The sequence below is a fragment of the Pradoshia eiseniae genome (assembly GCF_002946355.1).
Taxonomy (GTDB): domain Bacteria; phylum Bacillota; class Bacilli; order Bacillales; family Pradoshiaceae; genus Pradoshia; species Pradoshia eiseniae.
Map to the genome: position 1 here is coordinate 18,917 of NZ_PKOZ01000005.1, position 17,906 is coordinate 36,822.

General features: G+C 44.0%; 17 protein-coding genes and 1 riboswitch. Of the genes, 4 read left to right on the top strand and 13 right to left on the bottom strand.

Annotated features, from left to right (window positions below; genetic code table 11):
- From CYL18_RS10030 to CYL18_RS10060, 7 genes are all read right to left on the bottom strand, one after another.
- On the bottom strand, positions 1-1,881 hold the full coding sequence (locus tag CYL18_RS10030) for an AMP-dependent synthetase/ligase (RefSeq protein WP_104849374.1): 1,881 nt from the start codon (positions 1,879-1,881) through the stop codon (positions 1-3).
- Positions 1,882-1,977: 96 nt separating this feature from the next.
- Positions 1,978-2,343: an SCP2 sterol-binding domain-containing protein gene (locus tag CYL18_RS10035; RefSeq protein ID WP_104849375.1), complete on the bottom strand. Its 366-nt coding sequence runs from the start codon at positions 2,341-2,343 to the stop codon at positions 1,978-1,980.
- Between the two features lie 114 nt (positions 2,344-2,457).
- The gene (locus tag CYL18_RS10040) at positions 2,458-3,678 is read right to left on the bottom strand and encodes an acyl-CoA dehydrogenase family protein (protein ID WP_104849376.1); all 1,221 of its coding nucleotides are present in this window, start codon (positions 3,676-3,678) and stop codon (positions 2,458-2,460) included.
- Positions 3,638-4,810 carry an acyl-CoA dehydrogenase family protein gene (locus CYL18_RS10045; protein WP_104849377.1) on the bottom strand — a complete coding sequence of 391 codons (1,173 nt, stop codon included), beginning with the start codon at positions 4,808-4,810 and terminating at the stop codon, positions 3,638-3,640. Before CYL18_RS10045 ends, CYL18_RS10040 begins: the two co-directional genes overlap by 41 nt.
- Before the next feature lie 13 nt (positions 4,811-4,823).
- Positions 4,824-5,435, bottom strand: a complete 612-nt coding sequence (locus tag CYL18_RS10050) for a TetR/AcrR family transcriptional regulator (RefSeq protein ID WP_161497120.1) — start codon at positions 5,433-5,435, stop codon at positions 4,824-4,826.
- Between the two features lie 164 nt (positions 5,436-5,599).
- Positions 5,600-6,562, bottom strand: a complete 963-nt coding sequence (locus CYL18_RS10055; RefSeq protein ID WP_104849379.1) for an ABC transporter substrate-binding protein — start codon at positions 6,560-6,562, stop codon at positions 5,600-5,602.
- 124 nt (positions 6,563-6,686) lie between these two features.
- A riboswitch (cobalamin riboswitch) is annotated at positions 6,687-6,883 on the bottom strand.
- Between the two features lie 19 nt (positions 6,884-6,902).
- Complete coding sequence (locus tag CYL18_RS10060) at positions 6,903-7,226, bottom strand: DUF6509 family protein (protein ID WP_104849380.1); 324 nt, start codon at positions 7,224-7,226, stop codon at positions 6,903-6,905.
- 151 nt (positions 7,227-7,377) lie between these two features.
- Here CYL18_RS10060 and CYL18_RS10065 point away from each other — a divergent pair, with 151 nt between their 5' ends.
- Positions 7,378-8,064: a polysaccharide deacetylase family protein gene (locus CYL18_RS10065; protein WP_104849381.1), complete on the top strand. Its 687-nt coding sequence runs from the start codon at positions 7,378-7,380 to the stop codon at positions 8,062-8,064.
- 42 nt (positions 8,065-8,106) lie between these two features.
- Here CYL18_RS10065 and CYL18_RS10070 read toward each other — a convergent pair whose 3' ends face one another.
- The 5 genes from CYL18_RS10070 to CYL18_RS10090 form a co-directional block, all read right to left on the bottom strand.
- On the bottom strand, positions 8,107-8,439 hold the full coding sequence (locus tag CYL18_RS10070) for an antibiotic biosynthesis monooxygenase family protein (RefSeq protein ID WP_104849382.1): 333 nt from the start codon (positions 8,437-8,439) through the stop codon (positions 8,107-8,109).
- 264 nt (positions 8,440-8,703) lie between these two features.
- Positions 8,704-9,741 carry a siderophore ABC transporter substrate-binding protein gene (locus CYL18_RS10075; RefSeq protein WP_104849383.1) on the bottom strand — a complete coding sequence of 346 codons (1,038 nt, stop codon included), beginning with the start codon at positions 9,739-9,741 and terminating at the stop codon, positions 8,704-8,706.
- Between the two features lie 155 nt (positions 9,742-9,896).
- Complete coding sequence (locus CYL18_RS10080) at positions 9,897-10,661, bottom strand: iron ABC transporter ATP-binding protein (protein ID WP_104849384.1); 765 nt, start codon at positions 10,659-10,661, stop codon at positions 9,897-9,899.
- Positions 10,658-11,614 (bottom strand): iron chelate uptake ABC transporter family permease subunit, encoded by a 957-nt coding sequence (locus CYL18_RS10085; RefSeq protein ID WP_104849385.1) that lies wholly within the window; start codon positions 11,612-11,614, stop codon positions 10,658-10,660. The genes CYL18_RS10080 and CYL18_RS10085 overlap by 4 nt, the downstream gene beginning before the upstream one ends.
- A complete protein-coding gene (locus CYL18_RS10090; RefSeq protein ID WP_104849386.1) occupies positions 11,601-12,557 on the bottom strand; it encodes an ABC transporter permease in 957 nt (318 codons plus the stop codon). Before CYL18_RS10090 ends, CYL18_RS10085 begins: the two co-directional genes overlap by 14 nt.
- 314 nt (positions 12,558-12,871) lie before the next feature.
- Here CYL18_RS10090 and CYL18_RS10095 point away from each other — a divergent pair, with 314 nt between their 5' ends.
- Together CYL18_RS10095 and CYL18_RS10100 are read left to right on the top strand one after the other, a co-directional pair.
- Positions 12,872-13,936: a YeeE/YedE family protein gene (locus tag CYL18_RS10095; protein ID WP_104849387.1), complete on the top strand. Its 1,065-nt coding sequence runs from the start codon at positions 12,872-12,874 to the stop codon at positions 13,934-13,936.
- A gap of 21 nt (positions 13,937-13,957) precedes the next feature.
- Positions 13,958-14,185 carry a sulfurtransferase TusA family protein gene (locus CYL18_RS10100; RefSeq protein WP_104849388.1) on the top strand — a complete coding sequence of 76 codons (228 nt, stop codon included), beginning with the start codon at positions 13,958-13,960 and terminating at the stop codon, positions 14,183-14,185.
- 46 nt (positions 14,186-14,231) lie between these two features.
- On the opposite strand, the gene CYL18_RS10105 is transcribed toward CYL18_RS10100, so the two are convergent.
- Positions 14,232-15,668, bottom strand: a complete 1,437-nt coding sequence (locus CYL18_RS10105) for an NAD-dependent succinate-semialdehyde dehydrogenase (RefSeq protein WP_104849389.1) — start codon at positions 15,666-15,668, stop codon at positions 14,232-14,234.
- Between the two features lie 142 nt (positions 15,669-15,810).
- Here CYL18_RS10105 and CYL18_RS10110 point away from each other — a divergent pair, with 142 nt between their 5' ends.
- Positions 15,811-17,898, top strand: a complete 2,088-nt coding sequence (locus CYL18_RS10110; RefSeq protein WP_104849390.1) for a peptidoglycan D,D-transpeptidase FtsI family protein — start codon at positions 15,811-15,813, stop codon at positions 17,896-17,898.
- The last annotated feature ends 8 nt before the right edge of the window (positions 17,899-17,906 follow it).

The window sequence follows — 17,906 nt, forward strand, 5'->3', positions numbered from 1 at the left end:
TTAATGCTCTCCTTTCACTTTTGATAATGAAATCCCCACCGCTGTCTCATTAGCAGCAATGTCCATTTCTCCACTGGCAGTGTCTGTATACATGTGATCAATAACATGCTTAAATTTCTTTTCTACCTCTGCATAACGCACTTTTAAAGAGGGTGTCAATTCTCCTGTCTCAACGGTCCATTCCTTATTGACGAAGATGAGCTTCTTAGGCTGTTCATATCGGGCAAAACCCTTAGTGTATTTTTTTACTTCTCTCGTTAATAAAGCTTGGACATGCTTATTCGCTAAAAGCTCCTGAGGTGAACCATGAATCCCTTTGTGCCTGCACCATTCCTTTATATTGATGAAATCAGGTGCCAGCAGGGCAATCACATATTTTCTGTTCTGGCCGACTAAGACGGCATTCTCAATATATGGACTCTGGTGCAGTGCATTCTCAACCGGCTGCGGGGCTACATTCTTTCCTGTGGTAAGGACAAGTATCCGTTTCTTCCGGTCAATGATTCGTAAATAACCATCCTCATCTAATAAGCCAATATCACCGGTCTTAAACCACTCCCCCTCAAAGGCCTCTGCAGTTGCCTGCGGATCGCGATAATAACCGCTCATCACACTCGGCCCCTTTACTAGCACTTCACCGTCTGCCGCGAGGCGGATATCAAGATTGGGCAGCGGCTTCCCAACCGTTCCGACCTTCGAACGGGAAAAGGGATTCACACAAATGACTGGAGCTGTTTCTGTCAAACCGTATCCTTCAAGGACAGGCAGGTCAACTGACCAAAAAAATCGGCCAATCTCCGGGTTTAAAGCTCCCCCTCCTGAGATAAAGCCTCTAATACGCCCTCCTAGCTTTCGCTTTACCTTTTGATACACGAGTCTTTCTGATATTTTCCACCTTCGCCTAAATTCCTTCGGCAGCTCAGCCTTGCGCATCAGCTCATCCGTAGCGCATGACAAATAATAGCGGTAGCGCTCTTCCCCTACCCCTAATGCCCACTTAAAGACTTTCTTCCGAATGGGTGTTCCGGATTCCACCATCTTCAAGGCTTGTGCATACACCCGCTCAAATAAGAGCGGTACGCTAACGAGGACAGTCGGCCTTACCTCAAGAAGATTATCCTGTACAGTATCAATGCTTTCTGCATAAGCAATTGTCGCTCCGACATAAAGGGGGAAAAATTGCCCAGCCATGCGCTCGAATATATGTGATAACGGCAGATGAGAAAGCATCAGGTCGTCCGGACGGCATTCCAGCACCCAGAATTGGACTCCTTCCACATTAGCTAGGATATTGCCATGGGTCAGCATGGCTCCCTTCGGTTTTCCAGTCGTGCCTGATGTGTGAATGATGGTCGCTAAATCCGCTCTCTTTATTTCCATAAAGCCTTTTTGCCACTCTTCTGGAGAGTATCCTTGTCCGCTCGCCATGAATGCTTCCATGGTTGACGGCATATCGCTTAAAGCCGTTTTTTCCGGGGAATCATAGATGACAATGCTTTCATGCGGGAAGTCCTTTGAATCAATTTTTTTAAACTGACTCTCATTGCCGACGAAAATAAACTTACTAGCAGAATTATGAAGAATATAGCTAACTTGATCACTAGGAAGAGTTGAATGGATTGGCACACTCACCGCTCCAATACTCATAATCGCCAAATCGCTGATTGCCCAATACGGATTATTATCCGCTAAAATCGCTACCTTATCTCCCTTTCCCACTCCCCTTTGAACTAGGGCGTGAGCCGTATAGGCAACGCGCTCCCAAAGTTCATCATACGTAATCGCTTTGTAAACACCCTTGTCCTTTGCCATAAGCGCATCCTTCTGGCCATATTTTTGAACCGTTCTAAAGACCATTTCGACCAGATTCAAAGGTTTCATAGGACACCTCCTCTTTTACGGGATAATCAGGCTTAGATATACAACCTGATTATCCCTTCCAAACCCGGTGCTTCTGCTGCTGGGACATGGCATTACTTACAAATGATCCTGGACATTATATTGCTTCAGAATTCCCTCAAGTTTAATGGCTTTTCCGATATCACCTTTAATTTTCAGCTTTCCTGACATGAAAGCGACAGTCCCGTTCAGTTTACCTAATAAGAACTGGCGGAAATTGTCGACAGACATAATTAATGTACAATCCGCCGGAATTTCTTCACCTTCAGCGACCTCTGCCTTTCCGTTTTGCAGGTTTAACTGATAAACTCCTTCCTCTGCTCCAGTTATCGTAAATTGATATCTTGTCGTAATTCCTTCAATTGGGCCTGGATTAGCATTTAAAGCCTCCTCAATCTTTGCAAATGACTCTGACAACGTGTAATCCTCAATCGCTTTTCCCATTTTCTTTTCCTCCTTCATTTATTAGCCTATCGGCACATGAATTTTCTCTAGTAAACTACTTGTTTGGAAACACCTACTTAAAATACAGGCATCACCTCCTATAAAGACATTCTCTTAGACCCTTATGCCATAAGGCTCATACAGATGCCGGGCAATGATTAATTGCTGGATTTGATTCGTTCCCTCAAAGATGTCATAGATTTTTGCATCACGATAAAGCTTCTCTACCAGATTCCCTTCTAGTCCATAAGGACCCATGATCTCAAGACTGGCAGAGGTTACTTCCAGGACAATCTTCCCGGCAAATGCCTTGCACATGGCAGCCTCTTGCGCATTGGGCTTCCCAAGGTCTCCTTTCCAGGCAGATTCCCAGGTTAATAGGCGTGCTACTTGGATTTTCTGCTGCATTTCAGCAAGCAGCTGACTAGCCATCTTGTAATGCGTTCCATGGCGAGGGAATTCTGTCTGAATGAAATCAAGCGTATATTCATAAGCAGCTCTTGCAATACCGGTTGCCATCGCCGCTATGATAGGTCTTGTACTATCAAAAGTCTTCATCGCTACCCTAAAGCCACCGGAACGAGCCCCTTTATTCGCATAAGCTTCTTCTCCGCCAAGCAGGTTTTCATCTGGAACAAAACAATTCTCAAAGACTAGCTCGGCTGTCTCAGAAGCACGCAAGCCCATCTTATCTGCGAGTCTGGTACAAGAGAACCCTGGTGTCCCTTTCTCAACAACAAAGGCTCGATGACCGGCTCTTCCCATGGTCTTATCGACAGTAGCAAAAGCTACCACCCATGAAGCTCTTTTTCCATTAGTAATAAAGATTTTCTCCCCATTAAGGACATAGCCGCCATCTACCTTTACAGCAGTCGTCTGCAGCCCAGATACATCAGAGCCTGCCTCTGGCTCCGTTAAGGCATATGCACCCCATTTAGGCTCTTCATCTCTTGAGAAAATCGAGAGGAATCTCTCCTTTTGTTCCTTCGTTCCGCTATGTTGAATCGGCGGGCCTCCAAGCCCTGGTCCCGGCAAGGTAAGGGCAATGGCACAATCGCCCCATCCCAATTCCTCAGAGGCAATCACACCAAGCCGATTTCCCTGCTTTTCTCGTTTTTTCCGTTCTTTTGACTCACTCTTGTTCTCTTCACCCTTCTCGCCAAAAGAGGACATGCTGAGTGAGATGCCTAATTGATTTACTTTCTGAAGCCAATCATCCGGAACCCGCTTTTGCTCATCAGCCAATAATGAAATCGGGCGAATTTCATTTTCAGCAAACCAATGGACAACATCCCTAACTTGGGCTTGATGTGGAGACAGTTCGTACGAGATCACCCGCTTCACCCCTTTCCGCTTTATCAAGAATCCATTCTCCTGCATAAGTGTTTAAGTCACGTTCCTGCTCAAGCCATGCGATTTGAGCCTGGCCATCCCTCATCCATTTCTCAACAGGGTGGTCTTGAACATAGCCGTGCCCTCCCAAAAGCTGTACTGCTGAATCCGTGACAAACCGGACGGCACGATGAGCATTCTGCAGGGCTTGTGTACTATGAAAGATAGCCTCACTAGTGCCTTCATCAATCTGCTTGGCAGCATATAGAACAAGATGACGGGCTCCTTTTACATGAATGGCCATTTGAGCCACATTGAAGGATACCCCTTGAAATTTCGCTATTTCAGAACCGAATGCCTTACGGCTGGCCGTATATTCAACCGTGTAGTCTAATGCACCTGTGATTAATCCGACCTCTTTGGCCGCTTCCATTACACGAATCCGGCTCATCGCCTGTGCTGCAAGCTTCGTCGCATCTCGTCCGCTTGCAATCACAGATTCCTTAGATACGGAAGCATGACGGAATGACAAGCAGGCAAATCCTGCACTCAGCAGTCCTAGGCGATAATCACCCTCCACTGCCTTAAAGGATGCATCAGGCCCATTATGAAGCCAAAGGATGATATCCTCCCCGCTCTGTTCTTTACCATGCAATAACACATACTCTGCATACTGACCCATCCGCAAGGGGACCGTCTCCCCGTCGATAATATAGCTCTCCTCATGATGGGTGATTGTCAGTTTCGGCTGGTTTCGATGGCAAAAAGCAATGGTTGGTACATTTCCTGTCTGACAGGCTTTCTTAAAGGAAGCGAAAGCTGGATGGTCTCCCGCCTCTCTTATAAAGGCTCCTGCTTCTCCTGCCCCTGGGAATCCCTGCACTGTAGCAAGGTCTCCAGAGGCTAACTCCTCAAGAATCTGAACCTGTGATAGAATGGGAAGCTCCATTCCCCCAAAGCTTTCGGGCAGCTCGAGAGTATCCATTCCAATCTCTTTAAGCTTCTTGACCATCCCCTGACTGACCTTGCGATTCTTCTCTGTTTCCCTTGCAGCCGGACGAATAAATTCAAACGCAAAATCCTTCGCCACATGAATAAAAGCGGCTTCATCATCACTCGGTTTAAATGAAACCAAGCCGAATCCCTCCTTACGTTAAATGATTGTTCGACAGATTGACGAATGCGCCTATGACTAGTCTGTTCAGTAATCTGGCCAGCTCCTCCATATCAAGGTCTCGATTCTCCTCTTTCACATTACGAACCACCACCTCGTTAATTGCACCAACCATTGCTTGAGAGATAATGTGTATCTCCTCCTCTCTCACCTGCTCCGGAAATTCCTGATGGGCCAATATGAAAATCAGATCTGCAAAGTTCTGCATGGCTTCACGCCTGACGATTTCCACCTCATCTGAAATGCCGACAGACTCTAGTAAGATAAAATGCGCTACCGAAGGATTGGTGAAACAAATCTCCAAATAACGTAAAATACCTGCATATGCTTTATAACCAACTCTCAATTCCTGCATGGCCGCCTTCTTGATTTCAAGGGCTATTTCATCGATTAAATCCTTGCAAAGCGCCACCACCAATGCTTCCTTACTGGAAAATTGCTGATAGAAGGTAGTTTTGGATACATGGGCAGATTCAACAATCTCCAAAACAGATGTGTTCTTAAATCCTTTTGCGGCAAAGAGCTTTAATGCTGAGAAAAATATCTTGTCCTTAGCCTCTTTTGGCAGTTCCTTCATTCGTAACATGGTCATCATTCCATTTCTGTCAGGTGAGTACGAGTACGTATTGGTACTATCTTAACCCAGCATTTGGAAATGTTCAACAAAATTAACTGAAAATTTAAATAATAATTTTCGACAAAAAAAGAGCTGGCTGCTTTCTATATTGAAAGCCATCCAACTCTTTCTTCTTATTTATAAACGTCTGGATAAACCGCCTTTGCGACTTCCTTAAGCCCTTCTATCAAGCGAGGTCCCGGCCTAGTAACCGTATCACTATTTACATCATAAATCTCTTTATTCTTGACTGCATTTAGTTCCGTCCATCCGCTTCTTGAATAAATTAGCTCTTCTGGGTTATCGGTATAGTAGCCATAAGTCGTCAAAATAACATCAGGATTCCGCTCAATAACCGTTTCCTCACTCATGGTCACCCAGCCTTCTTGGTCTGCAGCAAGGTTTTCCGCTCCGATGATTTTAAGCATCTCATCCATGAACGTTCCGCTTCCAGTTGTGTATAAATCCGGAGAAGCCGATACTTCAATCCACACCTTCTTCATCTCTTTCACATCAGCCGCTTTCTCTTTAATGGCGGCTATCTCTTTCTTCATGCCATCAATAATTTCTTCTGCTTCCGCTTCCTTCCCGGTTGTCATTGCGATTAATTTAATAATCTCATAGGCACCCTCAATAGAATTAGCGTCTGGCACTACAACGACATCAATCCCTGCAGACTGAAGCTGCTTAACGGTGTCTTTATCATTCCTCCCTTGAGAGGCTGAAAACAAGGCAAGATCAGGATTTAGCTCCAGTAGTTTCTCTACATTAATCTCAATTCCGCCTAGCTTTGTTTTCTCAGAAACCGACTCAGGATAATTATCATAATCAGATACCCCGACAATTTGATCCTCAAGCCCTAATGCGTAAGCTGTCTCCGTATTGCTTGGAAGCAAGGAAACAATACGTTCTGGCTTATCATCTATTGTAATCTCTTCTCCTGTGTCATCCTTTACTGTTACCGGAAAGGCGCTTTCTGCGCTCGTTTCTGATTTCTTGCTTTCTTTGCCCTCGTCTGATGTACCATTACAACCAGCCAAAATGATGGACAAGGCCGTCATGAAGGCCAATAAACCAGCAAATCTTTTCTTAACCATAGTCATTTCTCCTCCTACTTGATGTTCAGCCATATAAAAAGCCTTAGCTCCAATACGAAGCTAAGGCGGCATTCCGATAATAGACGCACAGAATCAGGTCGCCCTATTCTTCCCACCGAAAAATAGAATTCATGTGTATAGAGCAGGTCTCCTGGCTTACGCATATAACATTCGCATGATTCAGCCTTCCCATGTTCAATCCTGAACCAGTGGCATATGTGAATCAGCTTATCAGCGCTTACAGTAGCGGGGGCTGCACCGGATTTGCACCGGTTTCCCTATTATCCTTGTATCAAAGGCACTCTATTACGGATCATATGGTTGTCTTTCTATCTTATCCTCAATTGTCTAAATTCTCAATAGCCGAATCTTCCTCTTCTTCATTATAATGCTCACGGCAAAAAGTCAATACAGCTGTCTCTTCATCTTCCTCGAGCTCAAAATCGAGCACATTCTTCGTGTCATTTTCGATGAATTCATATTTGCTGATTTGTTCCTTCTCCTCATCCTTCATGAAAATGACGCGCAGCATGACACCGTTCTCGCTATATAATTCGTCATCCTCCGGAACATCCAGTTCTAGAAAAAATTCGTATCTGTCACCAGATAAGATGCCAAATGGATCTTCTAATTTTTCTACAGTGTAGCTTTCAATCTTTAACATTCAATCAAACCTTTCATCCATAGCTATATCATATTATACATATTTATCCGACATTTTAACCACTTTTTCCTCCTAACTGTCAGCCATTTCTGCATAATCTTGCTCCATTTAACCAAACTAACCGAAAAGCCCGATGACTTAGGAGAACAGCATGAAAAAATCAATTGTACTCTGCCTATTGGCTTTGCTTCTTCTGCCAAGTGAAGCTTTAGCCAAAACAGCTTATTTAAGCTTTGATGACGGTCCATCCAATTGCACTGAACCAATCCTGGATATACTTGATATCTATGATGTGAAGGCAACCTTTTTCGTGACCGCCACTAAAGAGAAATCCCATCATTATTTATACAAAAAGATGGTTAAACGCGGTCATGCTCTTGGCCTTCATTCCTATTCGCATAATTTTTCATCCATTTACCGGTCTAAGGGAGCATTCTATGCAGATATTGAGCAATTGGAAAACTTCCTAAAAAAGGAAGTTGGTACTTCCCCAAAAATCCTTCGCTTTCCAGGAGGGTCAAACAATTATATTAACCGACAATATGCAGGTACTAACTTGATGCCAAGTCTCAAGGAGGAAGCGAAAAAACGCGGATATACCTATTTTGATTGGAACTGCGACGCAGAGGATGGAATCAATCCTCCCGTTCCTGAAAAGAAAATCACCTCATTAATTATGAAATCCGCGAACGACCAAGAGAATTTGTATATCCTGCTTCACGATTTTAACGGGAATATGACTGCAGTTGATGCACTCCCGGAGATTATCCGCCGCCTGAAGCACAAAGGGTACACGTTTAAGGTAATGGATGAAGCGACACCTGTATTGCAATTTTGATACCTAACAAACGCCCATCCTGTCAGATGGGCGTTTGTTCTCTTATTCTACAGTTAAATATTTTCCATGTTCCATCTTGATGACATAGTCTGGCTGCGGCGGTTTCCCGCCATGTTCCTTGATCTTCGCCTTATGGCCCGCGATATGCTCAGGGCTCTTCTCCCAAGCCTTCCATGCTTCCTCTGACTCCCAGCGGATTATCATAACGACTTCTTCTTCACCGCGCGTTACTTTCTTAACCAACAGCTCACGACCGATGAATCCTTCGCGCTGTTCAATTAAGGATGGCCCTTGTCCAGGCTTCTTCCTGAAACGCTCCAGGATTTTATCTGAATTGCCTTCTGTTACGACCCATTTACGAATTTGTACGAACATATTTTATCACTCCTGCCCTTTTTATTAGGCTCTGTTAAATATAAATGTTAATTTTCGTTACAGGTGGCTGCTTTCCGCGGGGCGGTCGGGGAGCCTCCTCGACGCTTTCAGCGTCTGTGGGGTCTCCCCCTGTCCGCTGATCCCGCAGGAGTCAGCCACCTTCCACTTCAATCAACGGTGCTAAGATATCAACACTAAACTTTAACAGAGCCTTTTATTAAAAAAGAGCATGCCCCTTTGAGACATGCTCCATATTGATTCAAATTATTTAAGCTCGTTTAAGATTTCATCAAGTTTTTCAGCCTCAGTTGTTACACCATTGCTGGAGAAGTACCAGTTAACACCATCAAGGTAAACGATTTTCCCTTCTTTATAGGCACGTGTTTTCTTAATGATGTCATTTTCGATATCTTTTTTGATTGTTTCTACATCAGAAGCGGTGCGGTCGATAATGAGCAATACTTCTGGGTCTACAGAAAGGACTGACTCATAGGAGAAATCAGAGCCGTGTGAAGAAGCTTCAATATCCGTAGTTGACGGCTTAAATCCGAAGTCATTATACACATAAGCGAAACGGGAATCTTCTCCATTGTCGAAACCAGAGATTTTCTTATCATTATACATCGCTACTAGTGCATTTTCATAACCCGCTGCTTTTTCCTTCACAGCATCCACTTTTTCCTGCAAGCTCGCTTTTAGTTCTTCCGCTTTATCTTCTTTGCCAAAGATTTTAGCAGCTAGATCGACTGTTTCGTATACAGCCTCTATGTAATTCTCATTGTCAGAGCCAATGAAAACGACGTTTGGCGTGATTTCTTTTAGCTCTTCATAGAACGGTGTTTGACGGCCGGAGATGAAAATGACATCTGGTTCAGCTGCCGCTACCGCTTCAAAATCGATTTGTTTCAATGTACCAACATCAGCTACATCATCATTATTTGCATACTTCTCTTTCAAGTGTTCAGGCATATTTCCTTTACCGCCGCCGGCAGCCACACCTACGATTCCTTCAACACCCATAGCATCAAGCGTATCTAGGAAACCATAATCAAGCGTTACGATACGCTCTGGCATTTTATCTAAAGTGACATCTTCAAATGTCGTTGTTTTTCCGCTTTCTTCATCCTCACGTGAATCAGTTAATGAAGATACTGTCATCGGGAATTGAGAGTCAGACTCTGAACCCTCTGTTTGTGATGATTTCTCTGAGGAATCTCCTCCTGATGCCTCTTCGCCTGTATTACAAGCAGATAACACTAAGGTTAATGCCGCTAAGGCCGTTAAAAACTTCCACTTCTTCATTCCGTGTTTCCCCCTAAACAGTGTTTTAATTGAAAATGATTATCATTGTCATTCGACATTTATCATTCTAAACTGAATCTTTAAATAATGTCAACTCTTTTCTTGGCCTTTTTTTACTGTCCAGTCTAATTAAGGGTTTACAGGGTAAATAGATATTAATGTGAATTAAAGTAAACACAAATACGGCAGCCATTTTGCTCCTGTACGGGGATATGCATATCATAGACATCCCGCAGCGCTTCTGAGTTAATAATCTCATGAGCTGGCCCGTCCTTGATCAGACGGCCATCCTTTAATGCTACGATACGATCCGAGTAGACAGAGGCAAAGTTAATGTCATGCAAAACAATGACAACAGTCTTTCCTAACTCATCTACCAGCTGGCGCAAAATCTTCATGATTTGAACAGAGTGTTTCATATCAAGGTTATTCAAAGGTTCATCGAGCAGGATATAATCTGTATCCTGTGCAATAACCATAGAGATAAAGGCACGCTGCTTTTGTCCTCCTGACAGCTCATCAAGAAATTTATCCTGCATATCTGATAAATTCATATATTCCAGTGCCTGGTCAACAAATGTCTCATCTTCTTTCGTCAAACGCCCTTTGGAATAAGGATAACGTCCAAAAGAAACCAGTTCCCGTACGGTCAAGCGAATATTCAAATGATTAGACTGCTTCAGGATGGCCACACGCTTCGCAAAAGTATCGGACTTCATTTTCTTAACATCTGCCTGGTCTAGAAACACCTCACCCGTATCAGCATCCAACAGACGGCTCACCATTGATAGTAAGGTTGATTTTCCTGCGCCATTTGGACCAATAAATGAGGTAATGGTCCTTGGGTGGATTTTCAATGTCACATTTTCAACGACCGGTTTCTTTCCGAAGCTCTTAGAAAGCTCTTTAATTTCTATCATTCTGCTTTCCTACTTTCCTTTAGTAATAAGTAAATAAAGTAAATTCCACCGACAAAGTTAATGACGACACTTATGGTTGTGCTGAGTTCAAACACATGCTGGACAAGAAATTGTCCGCCGACTAGCGCGATAATGCTGATTAAGCTCGCCCCGGCTATTAAGACGGAATGCTTATAGGTGGCCAAGTACTGATAGGCCAGATTAGCTACAATTAACCCTAAGAAGGTAACAGGACCGACTAAAGCCGTAGATGTAGCAATAAGGATGGAAGATAAAATCAATACCTTCAATACGATTCTGTCATAGTTCACACCAAGATTAATGGCATTATCCCGACCCAAGGAAACGACATCCAAGTCCCTCAATAAACGGTAGCCGTAAATGAAGGCCACACCTAAAATGACGATAGACATAAGGATCAGTTCGGTCTTCACGTTCATGAAGCTGGCAAACAGGCGAGCTTGCAAACTCTCGTATTCTACCGGATCAATAATGACCTGCATGAATGTCACAAGACTGCCAAGGAGTGTCCCTATAATCATCCCTGCCAGGAGCAGGAGAAAGATTGGATATTTATCTGCCCGGAATAGAAAACGGTATAGAAGCAAGGCGAAAATTACCATCGCCACAATCGATAAACTAAAGTTTAAGTAACGGCTTACAACAAAGACCGAGGCCGACCCTGCCGTAAAGTAAATGACCGTCTGGACAACCTCATACATCGAATCAACCCCCATAACAGAAGGAGTTAATAATCGGTTATGGGTGACTGTTTGGAAGATAACGGTTGCATAAGCGATTGCCGTACCGGTAATCACCATCGCAATGAGACGTTCCACACGTCTTGGAAAGGCATAGCTGAAACTGCCTTGAATATTATAAAAGGCAAAGAGCGCCATACACACGAGAGCAATAACAGCCAGCACCATCAGCTTTGTACTATTTTTTTGCATATGCTTTCCCCCTAAACAACATTATTAAGAAGATCGCACTGCCAATGACTGCGACTGTTGTATTGACCGGAATTTCATATGGATGAACAATTAAACGGCTGATAATGTCACAAGCCAGCAAGAACGCCGCACCCATGAAAATCGTATGAGGAATCGTCTTACGTAAATTGTCACCCAGATATAAAGAAACTAGATTAGGTACGATTAAGCCTAAGAAAGGAATCATACCGACTGTTAAAACAACTGTTGTTGAAATAATCGCCACTAGGACAAGGCCGATATTTAAAACCGTGCGATAACTTAAACCTAAATTCTTCGCAAAGTCCTCTCCCATGCCTGCCACCGTAAATTTATTCGCATAAATATACGCAATGATGATAGCCGGCACCGCTACATACAGTAATTCATAGCGTCCCGAGACAATCAGTGTAAAGCTCCCCAAGAAAAATGTATCAACATTCTGAAGGACATCCGCTTCATAGCCTAAGAACGTTGAGATGGCTCCAATGATATTTCCATACATAATCCCGATGAGCGGAACGAAAATAACATCCTTGAACTTAATTCTCTCAAGCAATTGCATGAAGACATACGTTCCAATTAGTGCAAACGAAAAGCTGAATAAAATCTGTCCCATATAAGACATGCTTGGGATGAAAATCATTGAAACAATGACACCTAATTTCGCTGCATCAAGCGTACCTGCCGTTGTCGGCGATACAAACTTATTTCGGCTTAAGCTTTGCATGATTAAGCCTGCAATCCCCATTCCCGCACCAGCTAATAGAATAGCCATCAACCTCGGCAGCCGGCTCATGAGGAAGATTTGTGTCTCATCAGACTCCCAATCAAGCAGATCTGTAGGTTTAATATCTATGGCTCCTATAAAAAGCGAAATAAAGGTGAGGACAACTGTTGCTGTTACTAAAACCCATAATCTCATTTGGCATCCCCACAAAAGTAATTTCTCAATTAGCGATTGATAACGATTATCATTATTGAGTCGCTTTCATTATAAACAAGGAAAATAGCAAAATCAACCACTTAACCATCATCACCTGCAAGAAATGTAAAAAATGAAAAAAATTAATCAATAGATATCTAGAATAATAATATGGGATCATCCAGAAGGAATGGGACAATATCAATCGAAAACACCAATCTAGGTATTTGGAATTATTTTGAATTTAATTCGTAGTAATCTTATCAGTTTTATAATATTATAACTAAAACACATAAAAAGTATGGAGGGACATCATGATACAAATAATTAGTTTTGGCCTGATTGTCGGTTTATTGCTTGGCTTTGTATTGCAAAGAGGCCGATTTTGCGTCGTTGGCGCTTATCGTGATCTTCTCCTAGCACGAGACGGCCATATGTTTCTGGCAACAATGATTGTCATCGCCATTCAAGCTGTAGGGGTGTATGCCCTTGCCGCAAGCGGCGTTATTACGATACAAGCAGATGCATTCCCATGGCTTGGCACAATTGTCGGCGGTTTTATCTTCGGAATCGGGATGGTCCTTGCGGGCGGATGTGCCACTGGTACATGGTATAGAGCAGGTGAAGGTTTGATTGGAAGCTGGGTCGCCTTATTCATGTATGCACTTAGTGCAGCCATGACGAAATTCGGTATCTTAAGCGCCTTCGGAGGCAATGTTTTATCCTATAGAACAAGCGAAACATATATCCATGAGACATTTGGTCTTTCCCCATGGGTGCTCGTTATCGCATTTGGCCTTTTAATATCGGTCCTTGTCATTCGCAGTTTGAGAAAACCGAAACTGCCGACTTTCAGCATGAAGCCGAAGAAAACTGGGCTTGCCCATATTTTATTTGAGAAACGCTGGCATCCATTCGTCACAGCATCACTTGTTGGTTTGATTGCCATCCTTGCATGGCCGCTAAGCGCAGCGACAGGGCGAATGGCTGGTCTTGGAATTACAACACCAACAGCACAGTTGCTCACCTTCTCCATCAATGGAGACACTTCACTTTTGAACTGGGGTGTATTCCTTGTTCTTGGCGTTGGAATCGGTTCTTATATCGCGGCTCGCGGCAGCGGGGAATTCAAATGGAGATTACCTGATAAAAAAACGTTGGGCTACAACACTTCAGGCGGTCTATTGATGGGCTTCGGGGCATCGCTTGCCGGCGGCTGCACAATCGGAAATGGGTTAGTCAACACTGCCCTTTTCACATGGCAAGGATGGGTTGCAGTGATCTTCTTCCTGCTCGGTACATGGACAGCAACCTATTTCACCATTATTCGCAAGCAAAGAAGACAAAGAGCTAGCTCTGGCGCAACCTCAGCAGCCTAACTTAAAGGGAGGAAATATAAAATGGCAAAAGTATTGGAAACAAACGGAATGGTCTGCCCATTCCCATTAGAAGAGGCAAAAGCAGCCATGACCGAACTAACGGCTGGCGAAGAATTAATCATCAACTTCGACTGCACACAAGCAACGGAAAGCATCCCGCGCTGGGCGGCAAAAGAAGGCCATACCGTTACTAATTTTGAACAGATCGGAAATGCCGAATGGCAAATCGTTTTGAAAAAAGGGAAATAAGACAAAAAAGGCTGCCGATTTTTTTCAGGCAGCCTTTTCATTTCGCTTATTCTAATCCAAGGGAAATATATTTAACCTCAAGGAATTCATCGATTCCGTGATGGCTGCCTTCCCGCCCGAGCCCGCTTTGCTTAAAACCGCCAAACGGAGCCTGAGCTACGGATGGCATACCGTCATTCACCCCAACAATGCCGTATTCTAAGTTCTCCGCAATATAAATTGCTTCACTGATTTTATCTGAGTAAACATAAGCCGCGAGACCAAATGGAGTATTGTTCGCTCTCTCAACAGCTTCTTCCACCTCATCAAAGCTGGCAATCGGCGCAATTGGACCAAATGTCTCTTCCTGCATACAAAGCATATCATCTGTTGCTCCAGAGATGACGGTCGGTGTAATATAATAACCTTTTTGATTAGACAGGGTATCACCGCCAATCACTATTTCTGCGCCTTTTTCTTCTGCATCCCGAATATGAGCCATTGCTTTATCAATTGCTTCTTGATTAATGAGCGGACCAATTTCCATCCCTTCCTCAAATCCATTGCCTATCTTCAGCCGGCTCGCCTTCTCCGCATATCGTTTCGTGAATTCCTTATAAATGCCTGCTTGCACGAGGATTCGATTAGCGCACACACACGTTTGCCCCGCATTTCGGAACTTCGACGCGATAGCTCCCTCAACAGCCTTATCGATATCAGCATGATTGGTGACGATAAACGGTGCATGCCCGCCAAGTTCAAGCGAGATTTTCTTAACCGTATCAGCGGCTCCCCTCATTAAAAGCTTTCCGACTTCCGTGGAACCAGTAAAGGTAAGCTTGCGCACACGCTCATCCTTTTGCCAAACCTCCGTAATTCGCTTTGCGTCCCCAGTTACAACATTCAATACACCTGCGGGAATCCCTGCCCTCTCTGCCAGCTCTGCCAGCTTCAAGGCCGTAAATGGTGTCTCCTCTGAAGGCTTAAGCACCACTGTGCAGCCTGCAGCCAAGGCTGGTCCGACTTTTCGGGTAATCATTGCCGCCGGAAAGTTCCAAGGTGTGATTGCCGCAACTACTCCAACAGGCTGCTTATGGACGAAAATCCGTTTATTAGGATGCGTTGCTGGAATTGTCTCTCCGTATATCCGTTTCCCTTCTTCCGCAAACCAGGTAATAAAGCTATTCGCGTAAGCAATCTCCCCCTTCGCCTCTGCCAAGGGCTTTCCTTGTTCGGTCGTCAATGTTTCAGCCAGTTCATCTGTATGCTCATTGATCAAACGAGCCCATTCAAGTAAAAGGGCCGAACGTTCAGCGGCTGTTCGTTTAGCCCATGCTTTGCCAGCTTCATAGGCTGCCTCGACCGCTCTTTGCGCTTCCTGTTCCCCTCCATCTGGAACCATGCCGACCAATTCCTGTGTGGCTGGATTAAAGACATCAATCTTTTCTTCTGTATCAATCCATTCTCCTGCTATATACATTTTGGCTGGGAATAAATTTGTCATATCATCCGCTCCATTCTTTTTTGTGTCATTTTCTATAGAGCTATTTTACTTCCTAGGTGTTCATTTGTGGTATTATCCCTCATTATCCCTTAAACTGGAAGTGATGACAATTTTTAAAGTTATATAAAAGGGGGGCATTGAATTGAATAATCCAAAGAAGAAGAAAAAGAGAAAGCCTTCTCTTGCCATTCGAACAAATATTCTTCTCTTCGCGGTCTTTCTTCTATTCACAGCTTTGATTCTGCGCTTAGGAATTCTGCAAATCGTTCATGGGGACACATACAAAAAGGAAGTGGAGAAAACAGAAGACATTACCGTTAATAAACCAGTCCCCCGCGGACTTATTTATGACCGTAATTATAATTTAATCGTCGATAATGAAGGGGTTAATGCCATCACCTATACACGAAGCAAGACGGTTAAAACAACAGAAATGGTCGAGGTTGCTGAAAAGCTCTCAGAGTATATTTCTGTCAGTGATGAGGATATGGAAGAGATCAAGGAAAGGGATATGAAAGACTTTTGGATTATTCTTCACCCGGAGGAAGCCAAGGCAAAGATCACAAAAGCGGAATATCAGAAAGAAAGTGACGGCAAGCTGCAGAGCAGCGACTTATATAAATTGCAGCTTGAGCGAATAACCAAAAAAGAGCTCGCCTCCTTGTCCAAACAAGACTTAAAGACACTCGCCATCTTCCGCAAGTTCAATAGCGGCACATACTTAACCCCTGAGATGGTCAAAAACGAAGGGGTGACGGATAAAGAAATGGCTCTTGTCAGCGAGAATCTGGACGAATTGCCGGGAGTTGACACCTATGTCGACTGGAATCGGAAATATCCTTATGACTCCACGCTCAAATCTATCCTGGGACGGACTTCTTCAGCGGATACTGGTCTCCCAAAGGAAAAGGTAGATTACTATACTTCAAGAGGCTATAGTCTGAATGAACGAATAGGCTTATCCAATCTAGAACTCTATTATGAGGATATCCTGCACGGGCAAAAGGGGAAATTTAAAACGACGCTTGATAAAGACGGGAATGTTATCGGCACTGAGAGCTTGACTGAGGGCCAGCGCGGCAAGGACCTTGCCCTAACCATTGACATCGAATTCCAGAAGAAAGTAGAAACGATCATCGAGAATGAGCTGAAAGCTAATAAAGGGTCTGGGAATACAAAATACTTGGACCGAGCTTTCGTTGTCGCGATGGACCCGAAAACAGGAGAGATTCTTTCCTTGGCTGGAAAGCGCTATTACTATGATGAAGAAAAGCGCAACTACGTGATGAGCGACTTTGCCCAAGGGACTTATACGACCGCCTATGCGATGGGATCTTCCGTTAAAGGGGCCACCATCTTAACCGGGTATCAAGAAGGGGTTATCTCTCCTGGCACAGTTCAGCTTGATGCACCCGTACAGATTAAAGGAACACCTATTAAGAAATCTTATACAATTATGGGTTACCTCAATGACCTAACCGCTCTTAAACGTTCATCAAACGTCTATATGTTCAAGACAGCCCTGGCTATCGGAGGCGCTCAATATACACGTGCCGGCCAAACGATGAATGTGACCGATGAGTCTTTCGATATCATGCGCAATCGCTATAGTGAATTCGGTCTTGGGAAGCGGACCGGGATTGACCTTCCTGGTGAGCAAATTGGCTATAAGGGTTCTGAGAGAATTGCCGGAAAGCTGATGGACTTTTCCATTGGACAATATGACACATACACACCTCTGCAGCTGGCCCAATATGTCTCCACCATTGCCAATGACGGTCATCGGATGGAACCTCATATCGTGAAGAAAATGCATGAACCAGTATTGAAAAAAGGGGAAATCGGCCCAGTCTTTAAGGATGTAGAGCCGAAGATACTGAATAAATTATCGATGAAGGACAGCTGGATTGATCGGGTGCAGGAAGGCTTCCGTCAAGTAACCCAAGACACAGGCGGTACGGCAGCGAGCTTCTTCGATGACAGACCATATAACCCCGCAGGGAAAACAGGGACAGCACAAGCCTTTTATGACGGTCCCAATTGGGTTCCCGGAACGGTACAGCCAGATACCTGGAATCTGACCTTTGTCTCCTATGCTCCTTATGATGACCCTGAAATAGCTATTAGCGTTGTTGTTCCATGGGCCTATCAATCAGTCGGTAATCAACTGAACTTAAAGATTGCTCAAAAGGTTTATGATGCATATTTCAATTACAAGCCAGGTCAGTAATATGAAAA